18 protein-coding genes are annotated in these 22,744 nt (G+C 67.1%); 7 read left to right on the top strand and 11 right to left on the bottom strand.

The features are described 5' to 3' along the window. Window positions 1-14: 14 nt before the first annotated feature. Window positions 15-941 carry a Grx4 family monothiol glutaredoxin gene (gene grxD / locus N5C25_RS16650; protein WP_251102334.1) on the bottom strand — a complete coding sequence of 309 codons (927 nt, stop codon included), beginning with the start codon at window positions 939-941 and terminating at the stop codon, window positions 15-17. Window positions 942-1,000: 59 nt separating this feature from the next. Between grxD and N5C25_RS16645 the strand changes: the two genes are divergently transcribed. Continuing rightward, entirely contained in the window at window positions 1,001-1,780 is a 780-nt protein-coding gene (locus N5C25_RS16645; RefSeq protein WP_058983586.1) for a polysaccharide deacetylase family protein, read from the top strand. Window positions 1,781-1,880: 100 nt separating this feature from the next. On the opposite strand, the gene N5C25_RS16640 is transcribed toward N5C25_RS16645, so the two are convergent. Genes N5C25_RS16640 through N5C25_RS16630 form a run of 3 tightly spaced genes read right to left on the bottom strand, consistent with a single transcriptional unit; the run spans window position 1,881 to window position 4,500 of the window. Continuing rightward, the gene (locus tag N5C25_RS16640) at window positions 1,881-2,600 is read right to left on the bottom strand and encodes a class I SAM-dependent methyltransferase (RefSeq protein WP_058983583.1); all 720 of its coding nucleotides are present in this window, start codon (window positions 2,598-2,600) and stop codon (window positions 1,881-1,883) included. A 4-nt stretch (window positions 2,601-2,604) separates the two neighbouring features. Beyond that, window positions 2,605-3,222, bottom strand: a complete 618-nt coding sequence (locus N5C25_RS16635) for an SGNH/GDSL hydrolase family protein (RefSeq protein ID WP_251102333.1) — start codon at window positions 3,220-3,222, stop codon at window positions 2,605-2,607. 3 nt (window positions 3,223-3,225) lie between these two features. Next, a complete protein-coding gene (locus N5C25_RS16630; RefSeq protein ID WP_026347275.1) occupies window positions 3,226-4,500 on the bottom strand; it encodes a pyridoxal phosphate-dependent aminotransferase in 1,275 nt (424 codons plus the stop codon). A 123-nt stretch (window positions 4,501-4,623) separates the two neighbouring features. Here N5C25_RS16630 and rsgA point away from each other — a divergent pair, with 123 nt between their 5' ends. Both rsgA and N5C25_RS16620 read left to right on the top strand, forming a co-directional pair. After that, window positions 4,624-5,724, top strand: a complete 1,101-nt coding sequence (rsgA, locus tag N5C25_RS16625) for a ribosome small subunit-dependent GTPase A (protein ID WP_186008995.1) — start codon at window positions 4,624-4,626, stop codon at window positions 5,722-5,724. 123 nt (window positions 5,725-5,847) lie between these two features. Continuing rightward, window positions 5,848-7,101, top strand: coding sequence for a flavohemoglobin expression-modulating QEGLA motif protein (locus N5C25_RS16620; protein ID WP_262214185.1), 1,254 nt, complete (start codon window positions 5,848-5,850; stop codon window positions 7,099-7,101). 518 nt (window positions 7,102-7,619) lie between these two features. Here the strand turns inward: N5C25_RS16620 and N5C25_RS16615 are convergent. The 5 genes from N5C25_RS16615 to N5C25_RS16595 form a co-directional block, all read right to left on the bottom strand. Next, the gene (locus N5C25_RS16615; protein ID WP_251102332.1) at window positions 7,620-9,917 is read right to left on the bottom strand and encodes a TonB-dependent receptor; all 2,298 of its coding nucleotides are present in this window, start codon (window positions 9,915-9,917) and stop codon (window positions 7,620-7,622) included. 160 nt (window positions 9,918-10,077) lie between these two features. Beyond that, a complete protein-coding gene (locus N5C25_RS16610) occupies window positions 10,078-10,602 on the bottom strand; it encodes a hypothetical protein (protein WP_251102331.1) in 525 nt (174 codons plus the stop codon). Between the two features lie 206 nt (window positions 10,603-10,808). Next, entirely contained in the window at window positions 10,809-11,549 is a 741-nt protein-coding gene (gene phbB, locus N5C25_RS16605) for an acetoacetyl-CoA reductase (RefSeq protein WP_005419193.1), read from the bottom strand. Between the two features lie 24 nt (window positions 11,550-11,573). Then, window positions 11,574-12,902 (bottom strand): CitMHS family transporter, encoded by a 1,329-nt coding sequence (locus N5C25_RS16600; RefSeq protein ID WP_279937338.1) that lies wholly within the window; start codon window positions 12,900-12,902, stop codon window positions 11,574-11,576. A gap of 74 nt (window positions 12,903-12,976) precedes the next feature. Beyond that, window positions 12,977-14,116, bottom strand: a complete 1,140-nt coding sequence (locus N5C25_RS16595; RefSeq protein WP_251102341.1) for a porin — start codon at window positions 14,114-14,116, stop codon at window positions 12,977-12,979. 232 nt (window positions 14,117-14,348) lie between these two features. Here N5C25_RS16595 and N5C25_RS16590 point away from each other — a divergent pair, with 232 nt between their 5' ends. The 4 genes from N5C25_RS16590 to N5C25_RS16575 are packed head-to-tail and all read left to right on the top strand — an operon-like array spanning window position 14,349 to window position 18,153. Further along, complete coding sequence (locus tag N5C25_RS16590; RefSeq protein WP_251102330.1) at window positions 14,349-15,038, top strand: response regulator transcription factor; 690 nt, start codon at window positions 14,349-14,351, stop codon at window positions 15,036-15,038. After that, window positions 15,031-16,422 (top strand): sensor histidine kinase, encoded by a 1,392-nt coding sequence (locus N5C25_RS16585; protein ID WP_251102329.1) that lies wholly within the window; start codon window positions 15,031-15,033, stop codon window positions 16,420-16,422. The genes N5C25_RS16590 and N5C25_RS16585 overlap by 8 nt, the downstream gene beginning before the upstream one ends. Next, window positions 16,419-17,474, top strand: a complete 1,056-nt coding sequence (locus N5C25_RS16580) for an ABC transporter substrate-binding protein (protein ID WP_251102328.1) — start codon at window positions 16,419-16,421, stop codon at window positions 17,472-17,474. Before N5C25_RS16585 ends, N5C25_RS16580 begins: the two co-directional genes overlap by 4 nt. A gap of 28 nt (window positions 17,475-17,502) precedes the next feature. Next, a complete protein-coding gene (locus tag N5C25_RS16575) occupies window positions 17,503-18,153 on the top strand; it encodes a response regulator transcription factor (protein ID WP_279937337.1) in 651 nt (216 codons plus the stop codon). A gap of 565 nt (window positions 18,154-18,718) precedes the next feature. On the opposite strand, the gene N5C25_RS16570 is transcribed toward N5C25_RS16575, so the two are convergent. Both N5C25_RS16570 and N5C25_RS16565 read right to left on the bottom strand, forming a co-directional pair. After that, entirely contained in the window at window positions 18,719-20,824 is a 2,106-nt protein-coding gene (locus N5C25_RS16570; protein ID WP_058979298.1) for a phosphoglycerol transferase I, read from the bottom strand. A gap of 244 nt (window positions 20,825-21,068) precedes the next feature. After that, the gene (locus tag N5C25_RS16565) at window positions 21,069-22,712 is read right to left on the bottom strand and encodes an AarF/UbiB family protein (RefSeq protein ID WP_227852538.1); all 1,644 of its coding nucleotides are present in this window, start codon (window positions 22,710-22,712) and stop codon (window positions 21,069-21,071) included. Window positions 22,713-22,744 lie beyond the last annotated feature (32 nt).

Here is a 22,744-nt window from a genome sequence, read left to right as displayed (position 1 = left end):
CATGCTGCGGCCGATCAGTACTTCGGCACGCCGTTGTCGACATCTTCCGACCAGGCATTGATGCCGCCGGTGACGTTGAACACCTTGGTGAAGCCCAGCGCACGGAACTGTTCGGCGGCCTGCGCGCTGCGGCCACCGTGGTGGCACATGAAGGCCAGTGCGGTGTCCTTGGGCAGGGCTTCCAGCTCCGCACGGCCGTTGCCGTCGAAACTCTTGAACGGCACGCCCACGGCGGCGATCTCGCGCTCCTCGGCCGGGCGCACGTCCACCAGGGTGATGTTGCCGGCACGCACCAGGTCATCGGCATCACGCACGCTGATTTCCTGCACCGGCTTGGGTGCGTTCGGATTGTCGATGGCCAGGCCCTTGCCGCGGATGTCGTCCACCCAGTCGATGGTGATGCCGTTGGCGCGACGCGCACTGGCCAGGTCGAACTGCACGCGCAGGCCGTTGGACTCGGCGGCGATGGCGCTTTCGTCGTGGGGGGCCAGCTGGAAGTTGGGCTGGAAGCGGGCGTCGATGGTCAGCTGGAGGGCCGCGCCCGGGGCATCGGCCAGCGCGCCCTTGAGCATTTCCACGGCCGCCGGCGTGACGGTGATGCTCGGCGGGGTACGGTCCGGTGCCGGCAGCCCCAGCACGCTGCTCAGCTCGCCGCTGGCGGCCATCTGCAGCACGATGTCGCTGCCGCCGACCAGTTCGCCGTCGATGTACAGCTGCGGAATGGTCGGCCAGTCGCCATAGGCCTTGATGCCTTCACGGATTTCCTGGTCGGCCAGCACGTTGACGTGGGCGAACTCGACGCCCAGGTCCTGCAGGGCGCCGACGGCCTTGGCCGAGAAACCACACTGCGGCATCGACGGCTGGCCCTTCATGAACAGCACGACGCGGTTGGCGTTGAGGATGGATTCGATGCGCGAACGCAGGGCGGGATCGAGGGACATGGACGTCGGGGTTCCGGGAATTCGAATCATCAATTCTACCCCTCATGGCATCATGGGGGATGAGCAACGCAGGAACATTGCATCGCATCCCGACCCGGCCCTGGCGCTGGCTGCCCTGGCTGGTGGCGTCGCAGCTCGGCGTGATCCTGGTCTGGGTACTGGCCGGTTGGCATTGGGGGTTGCCGCTGATGGTGGCCAGCCACGCGCTCTTCCTGGTGCCGGTTTTCCTGCCCAACAGCCACTTCTACGCACCGGTGCTGAGCCGGGTACCGGAGGCCGGCAACAGCGTCTGGTTGACCATCGATGACGGTCCCGGCCCGGAGACCCGGGCCGTGCTCGATCTGCTGGATCGCCACCAGGCACGTGCCACGTTCTTCCTGGTCGGCGAGCGCGCGCTGGCGCAGCCGGAGCTGGTGCAGGAGATCCTGCGCCGGGGCCACGACCTGGGCAACCACAGCCACAGTCATCCACAAGCGCGCTTCTGGCGGCTGGGCCCGGCAGCGATGCGTGCCGAGATCGAGGGCTGCCAGCATGCGCTGCAGGCGGTGGGCGGTCGCCCGGTGCGCTGGTACCGCTCGGTGGTGGGCATGACCAATCCGTTCGTGGCGCCGGTGTTGAAGGCGCTGGGACTTGTGCGCGTGGGCTGGAGCGCCCGTGGCTACGACGGTGTCGGCTGCACGCCGGAGGGCGTGCTGTCGCGGCTGCTGCCGGACCTGCGCCCGGGCGCCATCGTGCTGCTGCATGAGGGGGCCGCCCACGGCCACAACCTGGCGATCATCGAACGCGTGCTGCAGGCGCTGGACGAGCGGGGGCTGAAGGCGCGGCTGCCGGTTCCGTAACGCCGGGCCCTGGTGGTGTAGAGCAGCCGAGCATGGGCTCGGCGCTACAAGGGTTGGCGATCATCCTGTAGCGCAGCGCCGGCACATGCTGCACTCGGCGCTACAACGCGGGGCGTTCGGCCACCAGCAACCAGCTGTTGAACGGCGTGCGTCCATGCAGGGGGCGCGGCGCCGTCACTTTCAATCCGGCCTCGGCCAGTGTCGCCTGCAGCACCTGCGGGTCGGGGTAGTGGCGCGGCCGCGTGCCCATCCAGCCGACCAGCCAGGCCAGCCGGTCCGCCACCCGCGTGGTGCGGTCGCGGCCATCGCCGGTGGCCAGTGGCGTGCGCAGCAGCAGGCGGCCGCCGGGAGCGACCCGCATACTGGCCTCACGCAGCAGTGCCTGCTGTGGGCCCGCGTCCAGGTACTGCAGCACATCCAGCAGCAGCACATGCCCGGCCTGCGCCGGCAGCGGCGCCTGCACGTCCAGGCAGTCGAAGCGCACAGCGGGCAGGCCGGTGGCGGCACGCTGGGCGCGGGCGATCTTGCCGGCATCCACGTCCACGCCCAGGTAGGGCTGGGAGCCACCGCGCTGGCGCAGCACGTGGGCGAACAGGCCCAGCCCGCAGCCCAGGTCCAGCACCGGTTGCCCGTCGCCAGGCAGGTGCTGCAGCACGCCGTCATACAGCGGGTCGCTGCCCAGCTTGCTGCGGGTGTAGTAGTAGTCGCGGCGGCTGGCCCAGGCGTGCGCGGGGCGGAATGCCTCGGCGATCGCACGGGCCTGCGGTGCGGCCAGGGGAGTGCAGGGCAGGGGCGGGCCGTTCCGTGGCGTGCCGTCCATCGCCTCAGTCCGTTCCGCCGAGTAGGTGGGCGGCGACCGGCAGCGCGCGCGCGCTCCACAGCGCGTACATCCGTGCTGAAGGGTGCAGGCCGTCGTCGGCGATCATCGCCGGGTTGTCGCCCTGGTCACGGCTGATATCGGTGATGTCGACGAAGGCCACGCCCTGCTGGGTGCTGATCACTTCGGCAGCGGCATTGAACTCGTCGGTCTCGATCTCGATCGCGGTCAGGTCACGGCCGCTGCCGATACCAAACGGGGTTGCACCCCAGTCCGGGAAGGACAGCACCAGCACGCGCCCGGCATCACCGCCGGCGAAGCCGATCGCCCGCTCCAACAGGGCCCGGAACTGGCTGCGGTACTCGTCCAGCGGACGCCCGCGGTACTGGTTGTTGACGCCGATCAGCAGGCTGACGAAATCGAACGGCCCCTGCGGCGCGGCCGCATCGATGCCGGCATCGAGTTCGTCGGTGGTCCAGCCGGTGGTTGCAATGGTCTGCGGATCGGACAGCTCAATGCCCTGCGCACGCAGGGCGGCGGCAAGCTGGTGCGGCCAGCGGCTTTCGACGGCAACCGCTTCTCCGATGGTGTACGAGTCGCCCAGCGCCAGGTAGGACAACGCCACGGCTCAGGCCACCGAACGGCGCGGCTTCAGCGGCACGACCTTGGTGGCGTCCTCGGCGCGGCGGGCCAGCACCCGGTCGATGCGTGCGAACACATCGCGCATGACCGAGGCTTCCGGCAGCAGGGTCACGCGGAAGTGATGGCGGTAAGGCACGTTGAAGCTGGAGCCCGGTACGACCAGCACGCCTTCGTTGTTCATCAGGTCCAGGGCGAAGGTGTGGTCGTCGAAGCCCTTGGCGGCGGCACCGACCACGGCCGGGAACGCGTACAGCGCGCCGGCCGGGGCAACCAGCGACAGGTGTTCGCTGGCCTCGCAGGCCTCGATCACCGCGCGCCGGGTTTCATACAGACGGCCGCCGGGGGCGCACAGCTCGGAAATGGTGTCCGGGCCGTTCACTGCCGCGTCGATGGCGTACTGGCCCGGCACGTTGGCACACAGGCGCAGCGCGCTCAGCAGGTCCAGCGCGGCGCGGAAATCGCCCAGGCGTGCGTCATCGCCGCTGAGGTGGGCCCAGCCCACGCGCCAGCCGCAGGCGCGGTGCACCTTGCTCAGGCCGCTGAAGGTCAGGCACGGATGGTCGCCGGCCAGCGGCGCGACCGGCTGGAACACCGCGTCGTCGTACAGGATCTGGTCGTAGATCTCGTCGACCAGCAGCAACAGGTTGTGGCGGCGCGCGATCTCGACCACGCGCTCCAGCAGTTCGCGCGGGTAGCTGGCGCCGCTGGGGTTGTTCGGGTTGATCAGCACGATGGCGCGGGTGCGCGAGGACACCAGCGTCTCGATCTCGGTCGGGTCGGGCTGGAAGCCGTTTTCCGGCGCGCAGCGGTAGTACACCGGGCGGCCGTCGTTGAGGATGGCCGCGGCCGACCACAGCGGGTAGTCCGGCGAGGGCACCAGCACTTCATCGCCCGGGTTCAACAGCGCCCGCAGCGACAGATCGATCAGTTCGCTCACGCCGTTGCCGACGAACACCCGGTCCGGATGCGCATCGGGCGCACCGCGGCGCGCATAGGCGGCGGCAATGGCTTCGCGTGCGACCGGCAGGCCCTGCTGGTGGGTGTAAGGGTCGGTACGGCCCATGTCATCGGCAATCGCGCGCTGCAGGTGCTCGGGCGCACGGAAACCGAAGTTGCCCGGGTTGCCGATGTTGAGCTTGATCAGCTTGCGGCCCTGCGCCTCCAGTTCCCGGGCTCGCCGCGCCAGTTCTCCGCGGATTTCGTAGCGCACTTCGGAAAGGCGCTCGCGGATGGCCAGGGGCTTGGGCGAAGGGGTGGACATGGGGAATGGGCCGTCAAAAGGCATGGGGCTTCCATCCTACCGGAATTGCTGCAATGCATGGCAAGGGCTCCGGGCCCGCCATTGCTGGGCTGGCAGGGCGTCGGCACAGGTAGAATGGCCGCGATGACCCAGACCCCCGATTTCATCGCCCTGCAGACCATTGGCTGGCCCTGGCCGGGCCCGGCGCAGCAGGCCGACTGGCAGGCCGCGATGGCCACGCATCCGCAGGCCCGCCCGGCGCGGGTGATCGAGCAGCACCGCACCCACTACGTGGTGGCCGATGGCCCGGATGCGTCGATCAAGGCCGAGTCACTGCCGGAATGGCAGCGTCCGCGCTTCCCCAGCCATGAGCGGCCTGCGGTGGGTGACTGGGTGCTGCTGGACGGCATCCGCATCGTCGCCCTGCTGCCACGTCGTTCCGCGATCAAGCGAGGCGCGGCAGGCGAGCATTACCACCAGCAGGTGATCGCGGCCAACATCGACACGGTGTTCATCGTCTGTGGCCTGGATGCCGACTTCAATCCGCGCCGCATCGAGCGCTACCTGCTGCTGGTCGGCGGTGGCGGTGCCGAACCGGTGGTGGTGCTGACCAAGGCCGACCAGACCGAATACAGCGAGGACGCGCTGGCGGTGCTGGAAGAACTGGAGATGCAGGGCATCGCCTTGCATGCGATCAACGGCCTGGACGCCGACAGCGTGGCGGTGCTGCAACCGTGGCTGGGCCCCGGCCGCACGGTGGTGCTGGTCGGCTCCTCCGGTGCCGGCAAGTCCACGTTGACCAACACGTTGCTCGGCGAGCAGCGGATGAGGACCAACGCGGTGCGTGCCAACGATTCGCGCGGGCGCCACACCACCACGCACCGCGCGCTGATGCCGCTACCGACCGGTGCCTGCCTGATCGACACCCCCGGCATGCGCGAGCTGAAGCCGACCGGTGAAGAGACGCTGTCCGAAGGCGGCTTCGCCGATATCGAAGCGCTGGCCGCACAGTGCCGCTTCAACGACTGCAAGCACCAGCAGGAACCGGGCTGTGCTGTTCGCGCAGCGATCGACGCGGGCGAGATCGAAGAGAGCCGGCTGCTGAACTACTTCAAGCTGAAGGAAGAAGTGGCCGTGGCCGCAGCGAAGCTGGCCGTACGCCAGGCCGAGACCGCGCAGGAACGCGGCGGCAGGAAGGGCAAGGGCCAGCAGTTCCGGCCGGCGGGGAAGCCGCGTAGGCGTTGACAGTGCAGCCGAGCGTGGGCTCGGCTCTACAAGAGGTGCATCCCGGGACACCCTGTAGCGCCCGAGCCAATGCTCGGGCGGCGGCACACCGCGCCGGGCACGGCAGGGCGTTATAGTCCGCGCATGGAACCGACTGCGACGCTGGACCGTGACGTGGCCCACCATGCAGCGCTCGATGCGCGCCTGGTCGAGGCCGTGGGGGGCATCCGCCTGCTGGGCCTGACCAGCTGGCCTGCCACGGTGCAGGCCCCGTTCCTGGAAAGCGTGGCGCGCGGCCAGCCGGTGCTGCCGAAAGTGGATTACCCCCGGCTCGACTTCAGCGAGGAGCGCCGTGCGCTGGCCGCGATCGCCGGCGACTGCGATGACAGCCACCCGCTGGGCCACTATGTGCAGCAGTCGGCGCAGAGCTGGGATCTGGCCGCGCAGCTGTTGGAGGGGCTGGGCACTGCGGCAGTCGATACCTGTTCGGTGCAGCTGTTCGGCGCACCCGAGCAGCCGCTGCCGGGCAATGGTCCGAGCACGCGCGACGCAGCGCGCCACTTCATCCAGATCGCTACCGAACTCGATCACGAACTGCTGGCGCCGGAAGAGCAGGTACCGGTCTCGGCCATTGCCCTGCAGCTGCAGCTGCAGAACGATCTGGATGCGTTCTTCGAATCGCGCATCATCCAGGTTCAGCTGGATCCTGAGCTGGTGTCCAAGGCCGCTGCCGGTCCGACCCGCATCCGCCTGCGCACCAGTGCGCGCTTCAGTGCCTACGACCGCGCGCAGCTGTTCCACCACGAAGCGCTGGTGCATTCGCTGACGGCCTTGAATGGCCGCGAACAACCGGTGCTGCCCAGCTTGGCGTTGTCCTCGCCGCGGGTGACGGCCACCCAGGAAGGGCTGGCGACGTTTGCCGAACAGATCACCGGCAGCATCGACATCGAGCGCCTGAAGCGGATCAGCCTGCGCACCGAAGCGATCGCGATGGCACGCGAAGGCGCCGACTTCATTGAAGTGTTCCGCTATTTCTGCGATGCCGGGCAGAACCCGGAGGAGAGTTTCGCCTCGGCACAGCGCGTGTTCCGTGGCGTGCCGCCCAATGGCGGCCTGGCGTTCACCAAGGACACGGTGTATCTGCGCGGGCTGGTGTCGGTGCATACCTTCTTCCGGCACATGCTGGCCGAGGACCGCCTGCAGGTCTGCCGCTGGTTGTTCGCCGGCAAGATGAGCCTGGCCGATGCGATCGCGTTCGCGCCGTTGTTCGAAGCGGGTGTGCTGAAGCCACCGCGCTGGCTGCCGCATTGGGTGAGCCGGGCGAACGGGCTGGCCGGGATGCTGGCGTTCTCGCTGTTCGCCAACCGGATACGGATGGACCAGCTGGCGCCGGAATGAAATGCGTTGGCGGGATGATGCGCTGGCGCCTCGATGGATATCGCTGGGCCGCGGTGGGGCACCCTGGCCAGGACACGCCGTAAACCCATCCATGGGGGCTCGATCGGCGCATCCATGCGCCTCACGGTCCTGGCCAGGGTGCCCCACCGCCGCCAGACAGTTTCCCGCGCGGGCGGCAGCACATCACCGCGCCGAAGGGATTGCGCTTGAAAAGCAAAGAGCCGGGCAATGCCCGGCTCTTTGCTTTTGCTCTTCTTTGCCTTCCGCACCGTGGCGCGGGAAGCCGTCGAGCAGGGTCGGATGGGCCGGCGCAGGACCGTTGGCGCCATGGATGGCGCCATCGAGCCCCCATGGGTGAGGGCGCTTTGCTTGCGAAGCACTGCTTCGCAAGCGCCCGAACGCACAGCCGCTAGCGGCTGGGACGGACCGCGGAGCGGGGTTCACGGCGTGTCCTGCGCCGGCCCATCCGGCTCTGCCCCGCGATGATAATCAAGACGCCGCGGAGCAACGCTTTCGACTTAGAACTCCGCCGCCACCGTCATGAACAGCTGCCGCGGCGCGCTCGCATGGATCGCATAGCGCTTGCCTTCCGGATCCGTCGGTGCGAACGAACTCAGCTGGCCGGCATAGCGCTTGTTGGTCAGGTTGGTCGCGTTCAACGACACCCGCACGTTGCGCAGGCCCAGGCCCGGGCCGAAGTCGTAGCCTGCACCAGCGTCGAAGGTGGTCACGCCCGGCACCGACTGGTCGTTGGTGTAGGTGTAGTAGCGCTTGCCGGTGTACTTGGCACGCAGGCTGGCGAAGAAGCCGTCGCGGTTCCAGCTGATCTCGCTGGAGGCCATGCGCTGCGGCGTATCCACCGTGATCTTGCCGGCCACCGGTACGATCGCACCGCCCGAGGTGTAGTCATCCTCGTAGGTGGTCTTGTTCCAGGACAGCGCGTTGTACCACTGCAGGCCATCAATCGGCTTGAGGATGAAGGTCAGTTCCGCGCCATGGCTCTTCACCGAACCGACGTTGATGAAGCGCGTCACGCACTCCGGGCGCGTGCCGACTTCGATGCTCGAACACGGGTTCAGCGACAGCAGGCGGTTGTCGAACTTGACGTTGTATGCAGCGATCGAGGCCTGGTACTTCTCACCGAAAGTGCGGAAGCCGGCTTCCAGGCTCTTGGACTTCTCCGGCTCCAGCCCGGCGCTGGCCGCGAACGATTCCGGCGACACCTGCAGCGGGCCGCCGCTGCCACCGCCCACGAACGCGGCGATGTTTTCCGCGTACGAAGCGAACAGCTCGTTGTTGGCGTTGAGCTTGAAGCCCACGCCCAGCTGCGGCAGCACCGATTCCTTGGCGGTGAGCGTGCCCGAGGCGATGCTGGTTTCCACGCCGCCCTTCGCGGTGGCGCGCATGCGGGTGTTCGGGCTCTTCAGGCCTACGTCCACGGTCAGGCGCTGGTCGAGGAAGCGCATGCGGTCCTGCACGTAGAACTGGCGCGTGCGGATGTCGAAGTCCTGGTTGAACAGCAGGCGGTCGGGGTTCTTCAGGTACAGGTCGTCCAGGAACGGGCCACTGATGTAGTAGAAGTTGCGCGACACGTTATGGTCGTTCTGCTCGTACCACAGGCCGGCTTCCAGTTCGTGGATGCCCACCGTCCACGACAATGCGGCGGTCAGGCCATCGCGGTTGATCGTGTAGTTGGTGCTGCGGATCGAGATCGGCAGCATCCTGTCGGTGCCCGGGTAGGATGGCTGGCCCGGTGCCCACCAGTGGCCCTGGCCACGGTTGTCGTGGTGGTAGGCCAGCAGCTTCAGGCGGCCCTGCTCGCCCAGGCGAAGGTCGGCATCGACCGAATAGAGATTGTCGTCGCGCAATGCGCGGCTCTGGTAGTAGGCATCGTCGATGCTGTTGACGCCGCCGCTGAACTTGCAGCGTGCCTTGTTGTAGGTGCCCGGCGCGCAGTACGCAGCGGCCACGGCGCGATCCCAGTCCGGCGCGTAGATGTTCCAATCCCAGCTCAGGCCACGCGCCAGCATGTCCTTGGACAGGTAGGCGTAGTTGGCCTGGCTGGCGCGCGAGGTGGCCACGAACGCACCGAAGCGGTGGTCGCCGACATTCCACACTGCCTTGGCGTTGAACTGGCGGGTGGTCTGGTTCTGGTAGGGCGCGGCCCACATGTCCTGGTCCTGGTGCACGCCGGACACATAGGCCGAGAAGCCGTTGATGTCGCCGGTATCCACGCGCAGGTAGCCACGGCGCTGGTTGTTGTCGCCGACGGTGACGCTGGCACGTCCACCGAATTCAGTGGACGGGTCCATCGAGAAATACTGGATGGTGCCGCCCAGGTTGCTGGTCGAAGCCACGCCCAGCGAACCGATGCCCTGCGACAGCTCGGCACCGGCCAGGTTCTCGGCAATGATCGCGCGGGCAATGCTCAGGCCGTTGTAGTTTCCGTAGCTGTTGTCACCCAACGGGATGCCGTCCAGCGTATAGCCGAGGCGGCTCTTGTCGAAGCCGCGCAGGCTGATGGTCTGCGATTCTTCGTTCGCGCCGAAGGCATCGTTGGACTGCACCGACACGCCCGGCAGGCGGTCGAGGATCTTCTGGCCACTGGTACCTGGAGGCAGCACCTGCTTGTCGACCGCGGTGATGCGCTGCACCTGGCGGGTCTCGCCCTGGCCGATCACGGAGACGGTATCCAGCGTCTGCGCGCTCAGTGCGGCATCGGTGCTGGCGCCGGTGTCGGCAGCGGTGGCGGCATGGGCGCTGGCGGCGGCGGAGAGCGCGATCGCCACGGCGATCGTCAGGTGTCGGGTATGCATGGTGGTCCGTTGCATTGGGGGTGGTCACCGGCACGCGTGCGCGGTGCATGGCCACTATGCGAACGGAACATGAAACCTTCTTTACGAAAAACCAACGAACGATGCAGGGCAGTGGTGCGTGTTCTGCAACATGTTCGTCATGGTGGTAGGCCGGTGGGAATCAGAAGCGCTCCCCAGGCCAGCTCAATTTGAGCTGGTCCATGCAGTCACGGTCATGTTCGGAGAATGAGAACCCGATCTGGATGCCGTTCACTACTGTGCCGAACACCGTCGACTCGTCCAGGCTATGCCCTGACGGCACGGAAAGGACATTGAAGTCGGGGTAGCGACGACCCATCTGCTTTCGCGAGATGCAGGCGCCGCTCAGCCGCAGCGTAATGCCTTTGATGATTCGCCCCGACGCGTCGGTGTAGATCTGGCCAGAGGGCCCCTTGATCCTCCCAGCGACCGCGAATGGCGCCAGATCGATGGCGGCGCTGTCGCCCCGGCCCATTCTTGCTTCCGAACGCGAGCCGGCCGGAGCCAAGGGTGATAGCTGCGCGACAAGGTCAGAGCGTGACAGCTGCAAGGACCAGCGCTCCACGAGCCGCCAGGTTGCATCCGCCTCTTCCGCAGTGGCAGCAGGTGGGGTGGCCGCCAGTGGCGGGGTGGCGACCACGAGAAGCGCAATCAGCAATGCACGCATGCCAACCTCCTTGATCCGCGATTCCGGCCGTTCATCCATCGGGCTCAGCGAGCGTTGGCAGGTATAGCACCGGTTCTGCCGATGTATCGGGCAATGCGTCCCGAAAATGCGGAAACAAAAGGGGCCGGATCCCCCTCGCAAGCGAAGGTTCACCGGCCCCGCGCACTCCGTGGGGGAGGCGTTCCACGCCTTGCGTGGAGACGGGCTCAACCCATGTACAGGCCACCGTTGACCGGATAGTCGGCGCCGGTCACGTACGAAGCTTCATCCGACGCCAACCACGCACACAGGCCAGCTACTTCCTCCGGCCGACCCAAGCGGCGCACCGGCACCGAGGCGGCCAGCCGGTCCAGCACATCCGGCGGGAAGCTGCTGATCGCCTGGCTGGCGATGTAGCCCGGCGACAGCGTGTTGACGGTGACCCCGCGCGACGCAACTTCGGCAGCCAGTGCACGGCTGAAGCCATGCATCGCGGCCTTGGCGGTGGCGTAGTTGACCTGGCCGATCTGGCCCTTGTGGGCGCTGACCGAGCCGATGTTGATGATGCGGCCCCAGCCGCGCGTGGCCATGCCGTCCACCACCTGCTTGGTGAGGTTGAACAGCGCGTTGAGGTTGGAGGCGATCACTGCGTTCCAGTCCTCCACCGTCATCTGGCGGAACAGCAGGTCGCGGCTGCCGCCGGAGTTGTTGACCAGCACATCCACTTCACCGACCTCGGCGCGCACCTTGGCGAACGCGGCACTGGTCGAGGCCCAGTCGGTGGCATTGCCCTCGGAGGCGATGAAGTCAAAGCCCTGTTCGCGCTGCTCGCGCAGCCAGTTGGCCTTGCGCGGCGAGTTCGGCGCGCAGCCGGCAACCACGGTGTGGCCGCTGCGGGCCAGGCTCTGGCAGATGGCAGTGCCGACACTGCCCATTCCACTGGTGACGTAAGCGATTCGAAGCGTCATTGCAGAAGGCTCCTTGGCAAAGGGTCAGGCGGCGAGGGGATACAGGCCGAACAGCAGGCTGCCGATCATCAGCAGCATCGAGATGGCGATGGCCCACTTCAGGGTGAACTTCTGGTGGTCGGCGAATTCGACCTTGGCCAGGCCCACCAGCAGGTAGGTGGACGGCACCAGCGGGCTGAGCAGGTGCACCGGCTGGCCGGCCAGCGAGGCGCGCGCCATTTCCACCGGGGTGATGCCGTAGTTGCCGGCGGCCTCGGACAGGATCGGCAGCACGCCGAAGTAGAACGCGTCGTTGGACATGAAGAAGGTGAACGGCATCGACGCCACCGCCGTGATCACCGCCAGGTACGGGCCCCACGATTCCGGAATGACGGCCAGGAAGCTGTGCGACATCGCTTCGACCATGCCGGTGTTGTTGAGGATGCCGGTGAAGATGCCTGCGGCGAAGATCAGCGACACCACCGACAGCACGTTGCCGGCGTGGTTGACCACGCGGCGGCGCTGCTCGGTCAGGTTCGGATAGTTGATCACCAGGGCGATGGCGAAGCCGACCATGAACAGCACCGGCATCGGCAGCACGCCAACGATCAGCGCGGTCATCAGCGCCACGGTCAGCGCAAGGTTCACCCACAGCAGCTTCGGACGCTTGATGTCCTCGGCGTCTTCCACAGTCGGCAGCGGGTTGCTGTCATCGGACACGCTGTTGTCCATCCAGCTGCCGCCCTTGGGCAGGGTCACCACGCCGAGGCGACGGCGTTCCTTCAGGCCCAGGTACCAGGCCAGCAGCAGCACGCCGGCACAGGCGATCACCATCGACGGGATCAACGGCACGAACACGTCGGCCGGGTCCACGTGCAGCGCGGTGGCCGCGCGTGCGGTCGGGCCGCCCCACGGGGTCAGGTTCATCACGCCGCCGGCAAGGATGGTCACGCAGGTCATGTTCAGCGCGTTCATGCCCAACCGCTGGTACAGCGGCAGCATCGCCGAGACGGTGATCATGTAGGTGGTCGAGCCATCGCCATCGAGCGAGATCAGCATCGCCAGCACCGCGGTGCCAAGCACGATCTTCATCGGGTCGCCCTTGACGAAGCGCAGGATCACCCGCACCAGCGGATCGAACAGGCCGGCGTCGATCATCACCCCGAAGTAGAGGATGGCGAACATCAGCATCACGCCGGTGGGTGCGATCTTCTTGATGCCCTCCAGCATCATCTCGTCGATGCCGGCACCGAAGCCACCGATCAGCGCGAACAGGATGGGGATGGTAATCAGGGCGACGAGCGGCGACAGGCGCTTGCTCATGATCAAGTACATGAACGTAATGACCATGCCAAAGCCGAGGATGCTCAGCATCATCTGCGGACTCCTTGCGAAAACAGGACGTGGGGAGTGGAAGGGGCCCGGGCGGAATGTCCGGGATGTCGGGCCTAGAAGTCGTACTGCAGGCGGCCGGTGACCGCGCGCGTGCGGTCCACCGTCACCCCGGCCAGGCGATCACGGTTGCGGCTTTCGATCACGTTGAGCATGAAGCGCAGGTTGTCGCGCAGGTACCAGTTGCCACCCAGCGTCCAGGCTTCGGTGCTGCCACGACGCAGGTCCGGCGCACCGTCGAGATGCTGCGCGCCCCACATCTGGTCGTAGCGCAGCGCCACTTCGAAGGCCCCGGCCTTGTGGCGGATGTCCTTCACCCGCGCGAAGCGGCCGGTCTTGCGGTCGTAGGCACGGCTTTCGCCGGTGACGAACCAGCTGAGCATGCCGTAGGCCGCCATCACGTCGCCGCGTTGGGCGCCATCATCGAAGGTGGCGCCACTGAACTCGCCCTGCCACGACAGCGCGCCGCGCACCTGCGCGTATTCCAGCGACCACTTGTTGACGTCGGTATCGCGGCCGGCGGAGAAGTCGACCAGGGTCAGGCGGCTCTCGTCGGACAGGTGCCCGGCCGGGCGCGGGCGGATACGCAGGCCGGGCACGCCGTTGGCACCCGGGTTGTCGTAGGCCTCACGGGCCAGCGACAGGCCCAGGTGCAGCACGTCGCCGTCGCTGGGCGAGGGTGCCCAGGTGACGCGGCCACCCGCCGCACGGCCCTTCACCTGCCAGGCGTCGATGCTCTCCAGGCTGTAGAGGCTGGCCGCCCAGGTGAAGTCACCGGGGTTGGCCTGCCAGGACGCACCCAGGCGGTACAGCGGCGCCAGCGTGGTGCCGGCGTTGCCGCGCTCCAGGAAGCTGCCGTAGTTGGAACTGGTGCGGTCATCCAGCGAGAAGTACTGCTTGAACTGGCCCACGGTCAGCTTGCCGGCCTTGCCGAAGCTGCGTGCCAGGTACACGTCCTTGGCCTCGACGCGGTCGCCGGAGAAATCGGCTTCCAGCTTGTAGTCGACCACGAAGAACTTGCCGGATACGTCAACCCACGCACGGCGGATTTCGGTGTCGTCCTTGTTCGGGGTGCCGCGGTTGTCGTTGTCGAAGGTGGCGAAGTCCAGGTGCAGGCGGCCACCGAGAGTGGCCGTGACCGGGCGGTCGTCTTCGGCAGCGAAGGCCGGCGCCGACAGGGCAGCCAGCGCCATCATGGCGGCAGGACGCCGCCAGGCAAACTTCAATTCCACAAACCCTCCCAGGTGCGCGACAGGCGCGCGGCAATCGTGGGCACCGGACGGTGCGCGGCTGCAGTCTGGGTCGCCGTAGCTGTCATCGTCCTGTCAGCGGTTTGTGCGGTGCAGCGTAAATGGTCGCCAGGCATGGCCCGGCGGGCGGCCCCGGCGTCATGCGGTAGCATTCGCTTCCCCTCCCACCGTCGTGCCCATGCGCCTGCTGCTGGTCGAAGACAACCCGGATCTGGCCGATGCGATCATCCGTCGCATGCGTCGCAGTGGCCATGCCGTGGACTGGCAGGCCGACGGCCTGGCCGCTGCCAGCGTGCTGCGCTACCAGAGCTTCGATCTGGTGGTGCTGGATATCGGCCTGCCCAAGCTGGACGGCCTGCGCGTGCTGGCCGGCATGCGCGAGCGCGGTGACAGCACGCCGGTGCTGATGCTGACCGCGCGCGATGGCATCGAGGATCGCGTGCAGGCGCTGGATGTGGGCGCCGACGACTACCTGGGCAAGCCCTTTGACTTCCGCGAGTTCGAAGCACGCTGCCGCGTACTGCTGCGGCGCGCGCGTGGGCAGGCCAGCGAAGTGGTGCAGATTGGCGGCTTCCAGTTCGACAACGCTGCGCACCGGGTCAGCCTCGACGGGGAGCCGATCGAACTGCCCAATCGCGAGTACCGCCTGCTGGAGATCCTGGTCGGCCGTCTTGGCCAGGTGGTCGGCAAGGACGAGATCGGCAACGGCCTGTTTGGTTTCGATGACGAAGCGGGCCCGAACGCCATCGAGTTGTATGTTGGCCGCCTGAGAAAGAAGCTGGCGGGCGCACCGCTGCGCATCACCACGGTGCGCGGTGTCGGCTATCTGCTGGAGGCCAGCGATACCCATGCCGACGCCGATGACTGACGCGCGCGCTGCGACTGCGGCGCCGGGTTCGCTGCGGCGCACGCTGCTGCTCTATCTCGGCGTGCTGCTGGCGGTGTTCGCGGTGGCCTTGCTGTTCGCCGCACGCGATTACGGCCAGCGTGCCGCCAACCGTTCCTACGATCACCTGCTGGTGTCCTCGGCGCTGTCCATCGCCGATTCGGTGGCGCTGGTCGATGGGCAGTGGCAGGTCGATCTGCCGTATGCGGCGCTGGACCTGCTGGCGATGGCACCGGAGGACCGCGTGTTCTATCGCGTGGCCGACAGCCGCGGCACGCTGATCACCGGCTACGGTGACCTGCCGGCACCGCCGCGCCGGCCCGGTACCCAGCCGCAGCTGTTCGATGCCACCTACAGCGGCGAGACCGTGCGCTTCGTGGTGGTCGGCCGCAGCTTCGCCGCTGCCTCGGCGCAGGGCGAGGTGCAGGTCCAGGTCGGCCAGACCCGGCGTGCGCGTGAAGCGGTCGCGCAGGACATGGTCAATCGCGCGTTGCTGGCGATCGGCGTGCTGTCCGGCCTGCTGCTGGCACTGGTGGCGTTCGGCGTGCATCGCGCATTCCGGCCGCTGGTGCGGGTGGAGCGCGAGCTGTCGCGACGGGAGCCGTCCGACCTGAAGCCGCTGGATGCCCACGTTCCGCGCGAGATGGACCAGATGGTGGCGGCGCTGAACCGCTTCATGGAACGCCTGTCCAGCAGCAACGAGACACTGCGTGCGTTCATGGCCGAGGCTGCGCACCAGATGCGCACGCCGCTGGCTGCATTGCGCGCACAGGCACAGCTGGCGCTGGATGATGACGATCCGGAGGACATGCGGCGCAGCCTGCAGGCGATCGAGCGCAATGCCACCCATATGAGCCGGCTGCTGAACCAGCTGCTCAGCGATGCCAGCGTGATCCATCGTTCGCATCTGCAGCGCTTTGCAGCGGTGGACCTGGCCGAGACCGTGCACCAGGCCCTGCATGAAGCGCTGCCGCAGGCCGGTCCGGCGCCGCGCGTACAGTTGGCGATGACCGCCGAACCGGCGCTGGTGCACGGCGATGCGCTGCTGCTGCGCGAGGCGATCAAGAACCTGGTCGACAACGCACTGAAGTACGGCGGTGACGGCGACCTACAGATTGCCCTTACCGTGGAAGGCGAGCAGGCCGTGCTGACCATCGCCGACCACGGCGCAGGCATCGCCCCGGCCGATGCCGAGCGCGTATTCGAGCGTTTCGCACGTGGCGAAGGCGCGCCCTCAGGTGGTGCCGGGCTGGGCCTGGCCATCGTCAAGCGCGTGGTCGACAGCCATGGCGGCCGCATTGACCTGAGCAACCGCCCGCAGGGCGGGCTGGTCGCCACCATCCGCCTGCCCCGGAGCAGTCCATGATCCGCTTGTTCGCCACGACTGTTGCGCTGCTGCTGGCCCTGCCGGTGTTGGCCGCGCCGGGCGACGTGCGCCGCTTCCCTGCGAAGGGGGCGGCCACGGCGCAGCTACGCATCCACGGTACCACCGACATCGAAGTGTTCGCGGTGGTCATCGCCGACTACCAGCGCCTGCACCCCGGCACCGAAGTGGTGTACGAGGACATCATCACCCAGGACCTGTACGCGCGGTACCTGCACGACCGCGGCGGCCCGGCATCGCCGGACCTGCTGATCTCCAGCGGCATGGACCTGCAGACCAAGCTGGTCAACGATGGCCATGCGCTGCCGCATCGCTCGGCGCAGACCGCGGCGCTGCCGGCCTGGGCACAGTGGCGCAACGAGGCGTTCGGCATCAGCTACGAGCCGGTGGTGATGGTCTACAACACCCGCGCGATTCCTTCGGCCAAGGTGCCGCACACGCGCCGCCAGCTGCTGGACCGGCTGCGTGCTGAAGGTGCACCCCTGCGCGGCAGGGTCGGCACCTATGACATCGAGCGCAGCAGCGTCGGCTACCTGTTGGCGACCCAGGACGCGCAGCGCGGCAGCATTGCCGGCGCGCTGCTGGGCGCGCTCGGCGACAACGGCGTGGTGCGCGAGGAGCGTACTGGCGTGCTGCTGGATCAGGTGGCCAGTGGCCAGCTGTCGCTGGTCTACAACGTGCTCGGCTCCTACGCGCAGGCACGTGTCGATGCGGGCGAGCCACTGGCCATCATCGAGCCCGAGGACTACACGCTGGTGGTGCTGCGCACCGCAGTCATCCCGCGCACCGGCCCGCACCCGGAAGAAGCGCGGCGCTTCCTCGATTACCTGCTGTCGCCGCGTGGCCAGCAAGTGCTGTCGCGCGAAGCGCGGCTGATGCCGATCGTGACCGGTAACGCACGTGGTGACGACGCGCCCGGCCGCAGCCGCCGTCCGATCCAGCTCGGCCCGGGCCTGCTGGTGTACCTGGACGCGCTCAAGCGCCGCCAGTTCCTCGACGCCTGGCGCAGCAGCGTGGAGCCGGCGGGGCGCTGAGGCGCCGGCCGGCCCGTACAATGGCAGCATGAGCGAGTACACCATCCTGATCGCCGATGACCATCCGCTGCTGCGTTCGGCGGTGGTGCAGTCCTTGCGGCAGAGCCTGCCGTTGGCACAGGTGCGCGAGGTTGCCAGCGCCGAGGCGCTGGCCGAGGCACTCGACGCGCATCCCGATGTGGACCTGGTGCTGCTCGACCTGACCATGCCCGGCGCACACGGTTTTTCCGCGCTGCTGCACGTGCGTGGTTCGCATCCGGACATTCCGGTGGTGATCCTCTCCTCCAACGACCATCTGCGGGTGATCCGCCGTGCCCAGCAGTTCGGCGCGGCCGGTTTCATCCCGAAGTCGGCCCCGGCCGAGACCATCGGCGAGGCGGTGCAGGCGGTGCTCGATGGTGGCCTGTGGTTCCCGGCGATGGCCGCCGAGCGTTCGGAGGCCGATGCACTGCTGGCCAGCCGCTTGGCCCAGCTGACCCCGCAGCAGTTCCGGGTACTGCTGTGCCTGGCCGATGGCCTGCTCAACAAGCAGATCGCCTACACGCTGGGGTTGGCCGAGAACACAGTGAAGGTTCATGTCACTGCGATCCTGAAGAAGCTCGAGTGCCATAGCCGAACGCAGGCAGCGGTGCTGGTGAAGGCGCTGGAGCCGGAAGGCGACGCGGGCGCTGGACTGTAGTTTCCAGCCAACGGCGCCGCCCCTCGTGGGTGGACACGTAGAGCAGTTCATGGGTGAGGCCGGGCAGGTGGACTGCGCAGGGGCCGCTGCAAGTACGTCCATGTAAGCTCGGTCGCCGCATCCATGCGGCTCACGCCCCTGCGCAGCCCACCTGCCCGGCCACGGACAGGTTCCGTGCACGTCCACCCACGGAAGAGAAAAGAAGATCAAAAGCAAAGGCAGCCTGACAGGCCGCTTTTTGTAGAGCCGAGCCCACGCTCGGCTGCTTTCTGGCCGGTCCGTGAAGCCGAGCATGGGCTCGGCTCTACACGAGCAAGCGCAGCGCGCGGCCCGCTTTTGATCTTATTTTCTTCTCCGTGGTGCAGGCCACCGAAATCTGTCGGAGGCCGGCCGGGTTGGGTGCGCGGGGGTGTCAGCCGCATGGATGCGGCTGCCAAGCCTCCAGGGACGGATTTACGGCGTCCCCGCACTCCGACACCGCCCCGCCATCCCACGGAATGCACGCTGTTGCTGTTGCCGTTGCCCCGGTTTGTAGCGAGTGCAGGGCGCAGCCCTGCAAAGAACCCTACCCTCGCGGTCGGCTGCGCGACGGCACCAGTGCGAACGTATCCACTGCCAGCTTCTCGGCATGGTTCAACCACGCGCGGATCTCCAGATCATCCACTTCGTGGTCCAGCCCGAACGTCACGTTGATCTTGCCGTCGGCATCCGGCTGCACCCACTGCTGGGCCAGCACCACCTTGCGCTGCGACGACACTGCTTCGATCCAGAAGCCGCGATCCGGGCGCGTGCTCGCCACCAGCTGCAACATGTACTGGCCGGCACGCGTACGGCGTCCCTTCTGGGTGATCATGTGCGCCTGGCGCACGCTCGGGCGCGGGCCCTGGAGTGCATCCAGCGGTGCATCGACCGCGATGCCGCCGCGCAGGTCGTTGTCGCGGTACAGCTTGATGCCGTTGTCGCGGTTGACCAGCAGCGCGCACCAGTCACCGTCGGCCGAGCCGTCCTCGAACGCGGTGCAGCGGTCGACATAGGCCAGGGTGTTGTCCGGGTTGGCATCATCGAACTGGCGCGAGGTGTTTTCCAGGTACACCGACTTCAAACCCCAGTCCTTGTCGTACTCGAGCAGCACCGGTGGCTGCACGTGCTGCAGGCCGACCACCACCTGGTCGTCGCCGTCGATCTTCAGTTCACGCGTAGGTTCACCCAGCCACAGCGAACGGGCGAACGCCAGATACTGCGGGTAGTCGCGACCCTGGTCGCGTCGCGCGGCCACACTGGCGCTGGGCGCGCGTTGCGGGTCGATCAGTGAACGGCCGAAGCCCATCGTCTTCAGGTTCGGGTCCAGCAGGCTGAGCAGAGTCGCACCCGAATCCAGCGTGGTGCCGGCGTCGGCACTGAGCTGCTGCGGCGCAATGCCATCGCCCAGGAACAGCAGCAGGTTCTCGCGCTTCTGCCGGGTCAGGATGTGGGTCAGATCGTTGGGCATCGCCAGGTGGTCGGAGGCGATCACGATCAGCGTGTCCTTGCCGTACGGGCTGGCCTGGATGCGTTCGACCAGCTGCGAGATCAGCCGGTCACTGCATTTGAGCGCGTTGAGCATGTTGATGTTGCCGTACCGGCTCTGGTAGCGCTCGCCCTTGCACGACACCGGCAGGTGGCCCGCCGGGTGGTGGGTGTCCATGGTGAGCGTGGTGAGCATGAACGGCGAGCCGGCGCGCGAGAGCTGTTCGAAGCGCTGGTAGGCGGTATCCAGCAGCACGTCGTCGTGCACGCCCCAGGCCGAGTAGTGGATGCGACCGATCTTTTTCTGCTGCTTGAACCAGGCGAGGTCATGCACTTCGTCAAAACCGTGGCTGGCCAGGAACTGACCCTTGCCGGCGAACTGGCCGTTGGCCCCGCCCAGGTAATGGTTGGTATAGCCCTGCTGCTTCAGGTAGTCGCCCAGGCACACTGCCTTGGGCAGGAAGCTGCCCATCCGGTCCATGCTGTTTTCATCGCCCTGCGAGGTGGTCAGCGGCACGCCGCACATCGACGACACCAGGCCGGCGATGGTCCAGCCGCTGCCTTCGGCCGAGGCAAGGCCGCGCACGTCCAGCGACTTCGTGGCCAGGCGGTTGAGATTGGGCATCAGGCCCGGGAACACGTTCTCGTCCAGGTAGGTGCGCTCCAGGCTCTCGCCGTAGATCCAGACGATGTTGCGTGGGCGCTGCAGCGGCTGCGTCGGCACCTGGTATTCGGGGGCGATGCGGGCGAAGTCGACCGGGCGCAGCTGCTGGTACAGGCGTTGGCCGTCGCGGGCCAGCGGGCTGATCATGATCGTGGCCACCCACACGGCCGCGAAGCCCGCGAACAGCGCGCCACCGTGGCCGGGCCGGCGCCAGCGCTTCACCCGCGTGGCGAACAGCGGCAGCAGCGAGACCAGCGCCAGCACGATGAAGCCGGCGATGTAGCCCTTGAAGTCGGAGACACCGGCGCCTTCCATGTCGGCGCCGAGGTGGTAAAGGGTGGCAGCGTTGAGCCCATCACCGGACAGCTTGTCGATCAGCCACCATGCGCTGAGCATGAGCAGCAGCAGCGAGAACGCACTGGCCTTCCACCACACCCATTTCTCGGACGCGAGGAACAACCAGCACAGCAGCAACAACGACAGCAGCAGTATCCAGAGCATAGGCAGCTTCGGCAGTGACGGGGTGGTGGTGATGGACGTCGTACCGACGCGTGTCCATCCGACCGGCGCTGCCGCAAGCACATGCATGTGACAGGCCGATGACCCGATAGTGCATGCACGAACCTGACTGAAATGTTTGTTGAAATGACGCGCGCGTAATCGCGCTCAGAAGGTAAAACGAGCGTGAAAGGGGTAGCTGGATTGCATTAAAAACTGCATGAATACGGGTGTTTTTGTCGATGCGCTAGCGATGCCCGCGTTCTTCGCGTGCCCGCGCACGACGGTCGAACAGCAATGCACTGGTTACGATGCCAAGGCCGAGCACTACGCCGATGAACAACAGAATCAGGGCGATGAGCGGATAGCCGAACAGGTGCCAGCCGGTGTCGATCTTCATCATCATCGCGGCGGCCATGATCAATGCCGCGCTGATGATGCCGGCCGCCACGCGGTTGGCGATCTTCTGCAGGTTCTCCATCAGCCGCGATTCTTCCAGGCCCGTCACCTTCATCTGCAGACGGTTCTCGGCCAGCAGCGCCATGATGTCCGACAGCTTGCGCGGCCCATCGCGCAGCAGCTGCTGCAGCTCCATCGCCTCGCTGGCGATGTTGGCTGCGGACAGTGATTTTTTCAGGCGCGCACGCATCACATGCTGCAGCTGGCGCTCGACGATGCGGCGGGTATCCAGTTCGGGTGCCAGCAAGCGGCATACGGTTTCCAGGTTGAGCAGTGCCTTGCCGAGCAGGCTCAGTTCCGGCGGCGTGCGCAGGCCGCAGGCGGTGGCGATGCGCACCATGTCCAGCACCACGCGGCCTTCGGAGAACGTGCCGCTGGCGGCGTAACGCGCGATCAACTGGCCGGTCTCGCGCAGATAACGTTCCTCGTCGAACGCCTCCAGCCGCGTGCTGATGCTGATCAGGTCGTCAGCCACTTCCTCGCCACGGCCATCGACCGCTGCGAACAGGATCTTCAGCAAGCGCTCGCGCAGGCGCGGCGGCATGTGCGCAACCATGCCCAGGTCGAAGATTGCCAGCCGTCCATCGGGCATCACCCGCAGGTTGCCGGGGTGCGGGTCGGCGTGGATCTCGCCGTGCACGAAGATCTGGTCCAGGTAGCCGCGGATCAGCGCGGCCGCCAGCGGGTCCATCGATTGTTCGGTGCGGCGCACATCGGGAATCGCATCCACGCGCACGCCGGTGGCCAGTTCCATGGTCAGCACGCGCTGGCTGCTGTAGTCCCACAGCGGCTGCGGTATCCACAGGCGGCGGAACGGCTTCAGGTGCCGGCCGAAACGGGCCAGGTTCTCGGCCTCGGCGTGGTAGTCCAGCTCCTGCATCAGGGTCTTGGCGAATTCGTTGAGCCAGTCGCGCAGGCGCACGCGGCGGCCCACCTGGGTCAGGTGGTCGGCGGCCAGCGCGAAGCTGCGCAGCGCCTCCAGGTCCGAGCGAAGTTGTGCGGCCACTTCAGGCTTCTGCACCTTCACCGCCACCTGGCGTCCGTCGTGCAGCACGGCCCGATGCACCTGCGCGATCGATGCGCAGCCCAGCGGCTCGGGGTCGAACGCGGCAAACAGCTTGTTCACCCCTACGCCCAGCTCCTGCTCGATGATGGCGTGGATGCGCTCGACGGGAATCGGCGCTACCTTTTCCTGCATGCGCTCCAGCGCCGTGGCGAACTCTACCGGCACCATGTCCGGGCGCGTGGACAGCATCTGGCCCAGCTTGACGAAGGTCGGGCCCAGCGCTTCCAGATCGCTGACGAACTGTTCCGGGTTGCCGTCCGCGGGAACGTCGGCTGGATTGCCTGCGGCATCCAGGTTCATGCCCGAGAACACCCCTGAATGGCGATAGCGCATCAGCAGGCGCAGGATCTGGCTGCGCCGGTTCATGCCTTTGACCAGCGGAGGATTGCCATTGGCGG

This window comes from Stenotrophomonas sp. GD03958, from assembly GCF_029839005.1.
In the GTDB taxonomy this organism is placed as follows: Bacteria; Pseudomonadota; Gammaproteobacteria; order Xanthomonadales; family Xanthomonadaceae; genus Stenotrophomonas; species Stenotrophomonas hibiscicola.
The sequence above is the reverse complement of the archived record's forward strand: the minus strand, read 5'-3'. Positions and strand labels throughout refer to the sequence as shown.

What these genes read in the sequence shown, in the direction of transcription:
- N5C25_RS16600 (WP_279937338.1), bottom strand. Translation starts at nt 12,902, where the DNA reads ATGCTGAGCATCCTCGGCTTTGGCATGGTCATTACGTTCATGTACTTG.
- N5C25_RS16630 (WP_026347275.1), bottom strand. Translation starts at nt 4,500, where the DNA reads ATGTCCACCCCTTCGCCCAAGCCCCTGGCCATCCGCGAGCGCCTTTCC.
- N5C25_RS16620 (WP_262214185.1), top strand. Translation starts at nt 5,848, where the DNA reads ATGGAACCGACTGCGACGCTGGACCGTGACGTGGCCCACCATGCAGCG.
- N5C25_RS16575 (WP_279937337.1), top strand. Translation starts at nt 17,503, where the DNA reads ATGAGCGAGTACACCATCCTGATCGCCGATGACCATCCGCTGCTGCGT.
- grxD (WP_251102334.1), bottom strand. Translation starts at nt 941, where the DNA reads ATGTCCCTCGATCCCGCCCTGCGTTCGCGCATCGAATCCATCCTCAAC.
- rsgA (WP_186008995.1), top strand. Translation starts at nt 4,624, where the DNA reads ATGACCCAGACCCCCGATTTCATCGCCCTGCAGACCATTGGCTGGCCC.
- N5C25_RS16570 (WP_058979298.1), bottom strand. Translation starts at nt 20,824, where the DNA reads ATGCTCTGGATACTGCTGCTGTCGTTGTTGCTGCTGTGCTGGTTGTTC.
- N5C25_RS16640 (WP_058983583.1), bottom strand. Translation starts at nt 2,600, where the DNA reads ATGGACGGCACGCCACGGAACGGCCCGCCCCTGCCCTGCACTCCCCTG.
- N5C25_RS16565 (WP_227852538.1), bottom strand. Translation starts at nt 22,712, where the DNA reads ATGAACCGGCGCAGCCAGATCCTGCGCCTGCTGATGCGCTATCGCCAT.
- N5C25_RS16645 (WP_058983586.1), top strand. Translation starts at nt 1,001, where the DNA reads ATGAGCAACGCAGGAACATTGCATCGCATCCCGACCCGGCCCTGGCGC.
- N5C25_RS16595 (WP_251102341.1), bottom strand. Translation starts at nt 14,116, where the DNA reads ATGATGGCGCTGGCTGCCCTGTCGGCGCCGGCCTTCGCTGCCGAAGAC.
- N5C25_RS16585 (WP_251102329.1), top strand. Translation starts at nt 15,031, where the DNA reads ATGACTGACGCGCGCGCTGCGACTGCGGCGCCGGGTTCGCTGCGGCGC.
- N5C25_RS16580 (WP_251102328.1), top strand. Translation starts at nt 16,419, where the DNA reads ATGATCCGCTTGTTCGCCACGACTGTTGCGCTGCTGCTGGCCCTGCCG.
- N5C25_RS16610 (WP_251102331.1), bottom strand. Translation starts at nt 10,602, where the DNA reads ATGCGTGCATTGCTGATTGCGCTTCTCGTGGTCGCCACCCCGCCACTG.
- phbB (WP_005419193.1), bottom strand. Translation starts at nt 11,549, where the DNA reads ATGACGCTTCGAATCGCTTACGTCACCAGTGGAATGGGCAGTGTCGGC.
- N5C25_RS16615 (WP_251102332.1), bottom strand. Translation starts at nt 9,917, where the DNA reads ATGCATACCCGACACCTGACGATCGCCGTGGCGATCGCGCTCTCCGCC.
- N5C25_RS16590 (WP_251102330.1), top strand. Translation starts at nt 14,349, where the DNA reads ATGCGCCTGCTGCTGGTCGAAGACAACCCGGATCTGGCCGATGCGATC.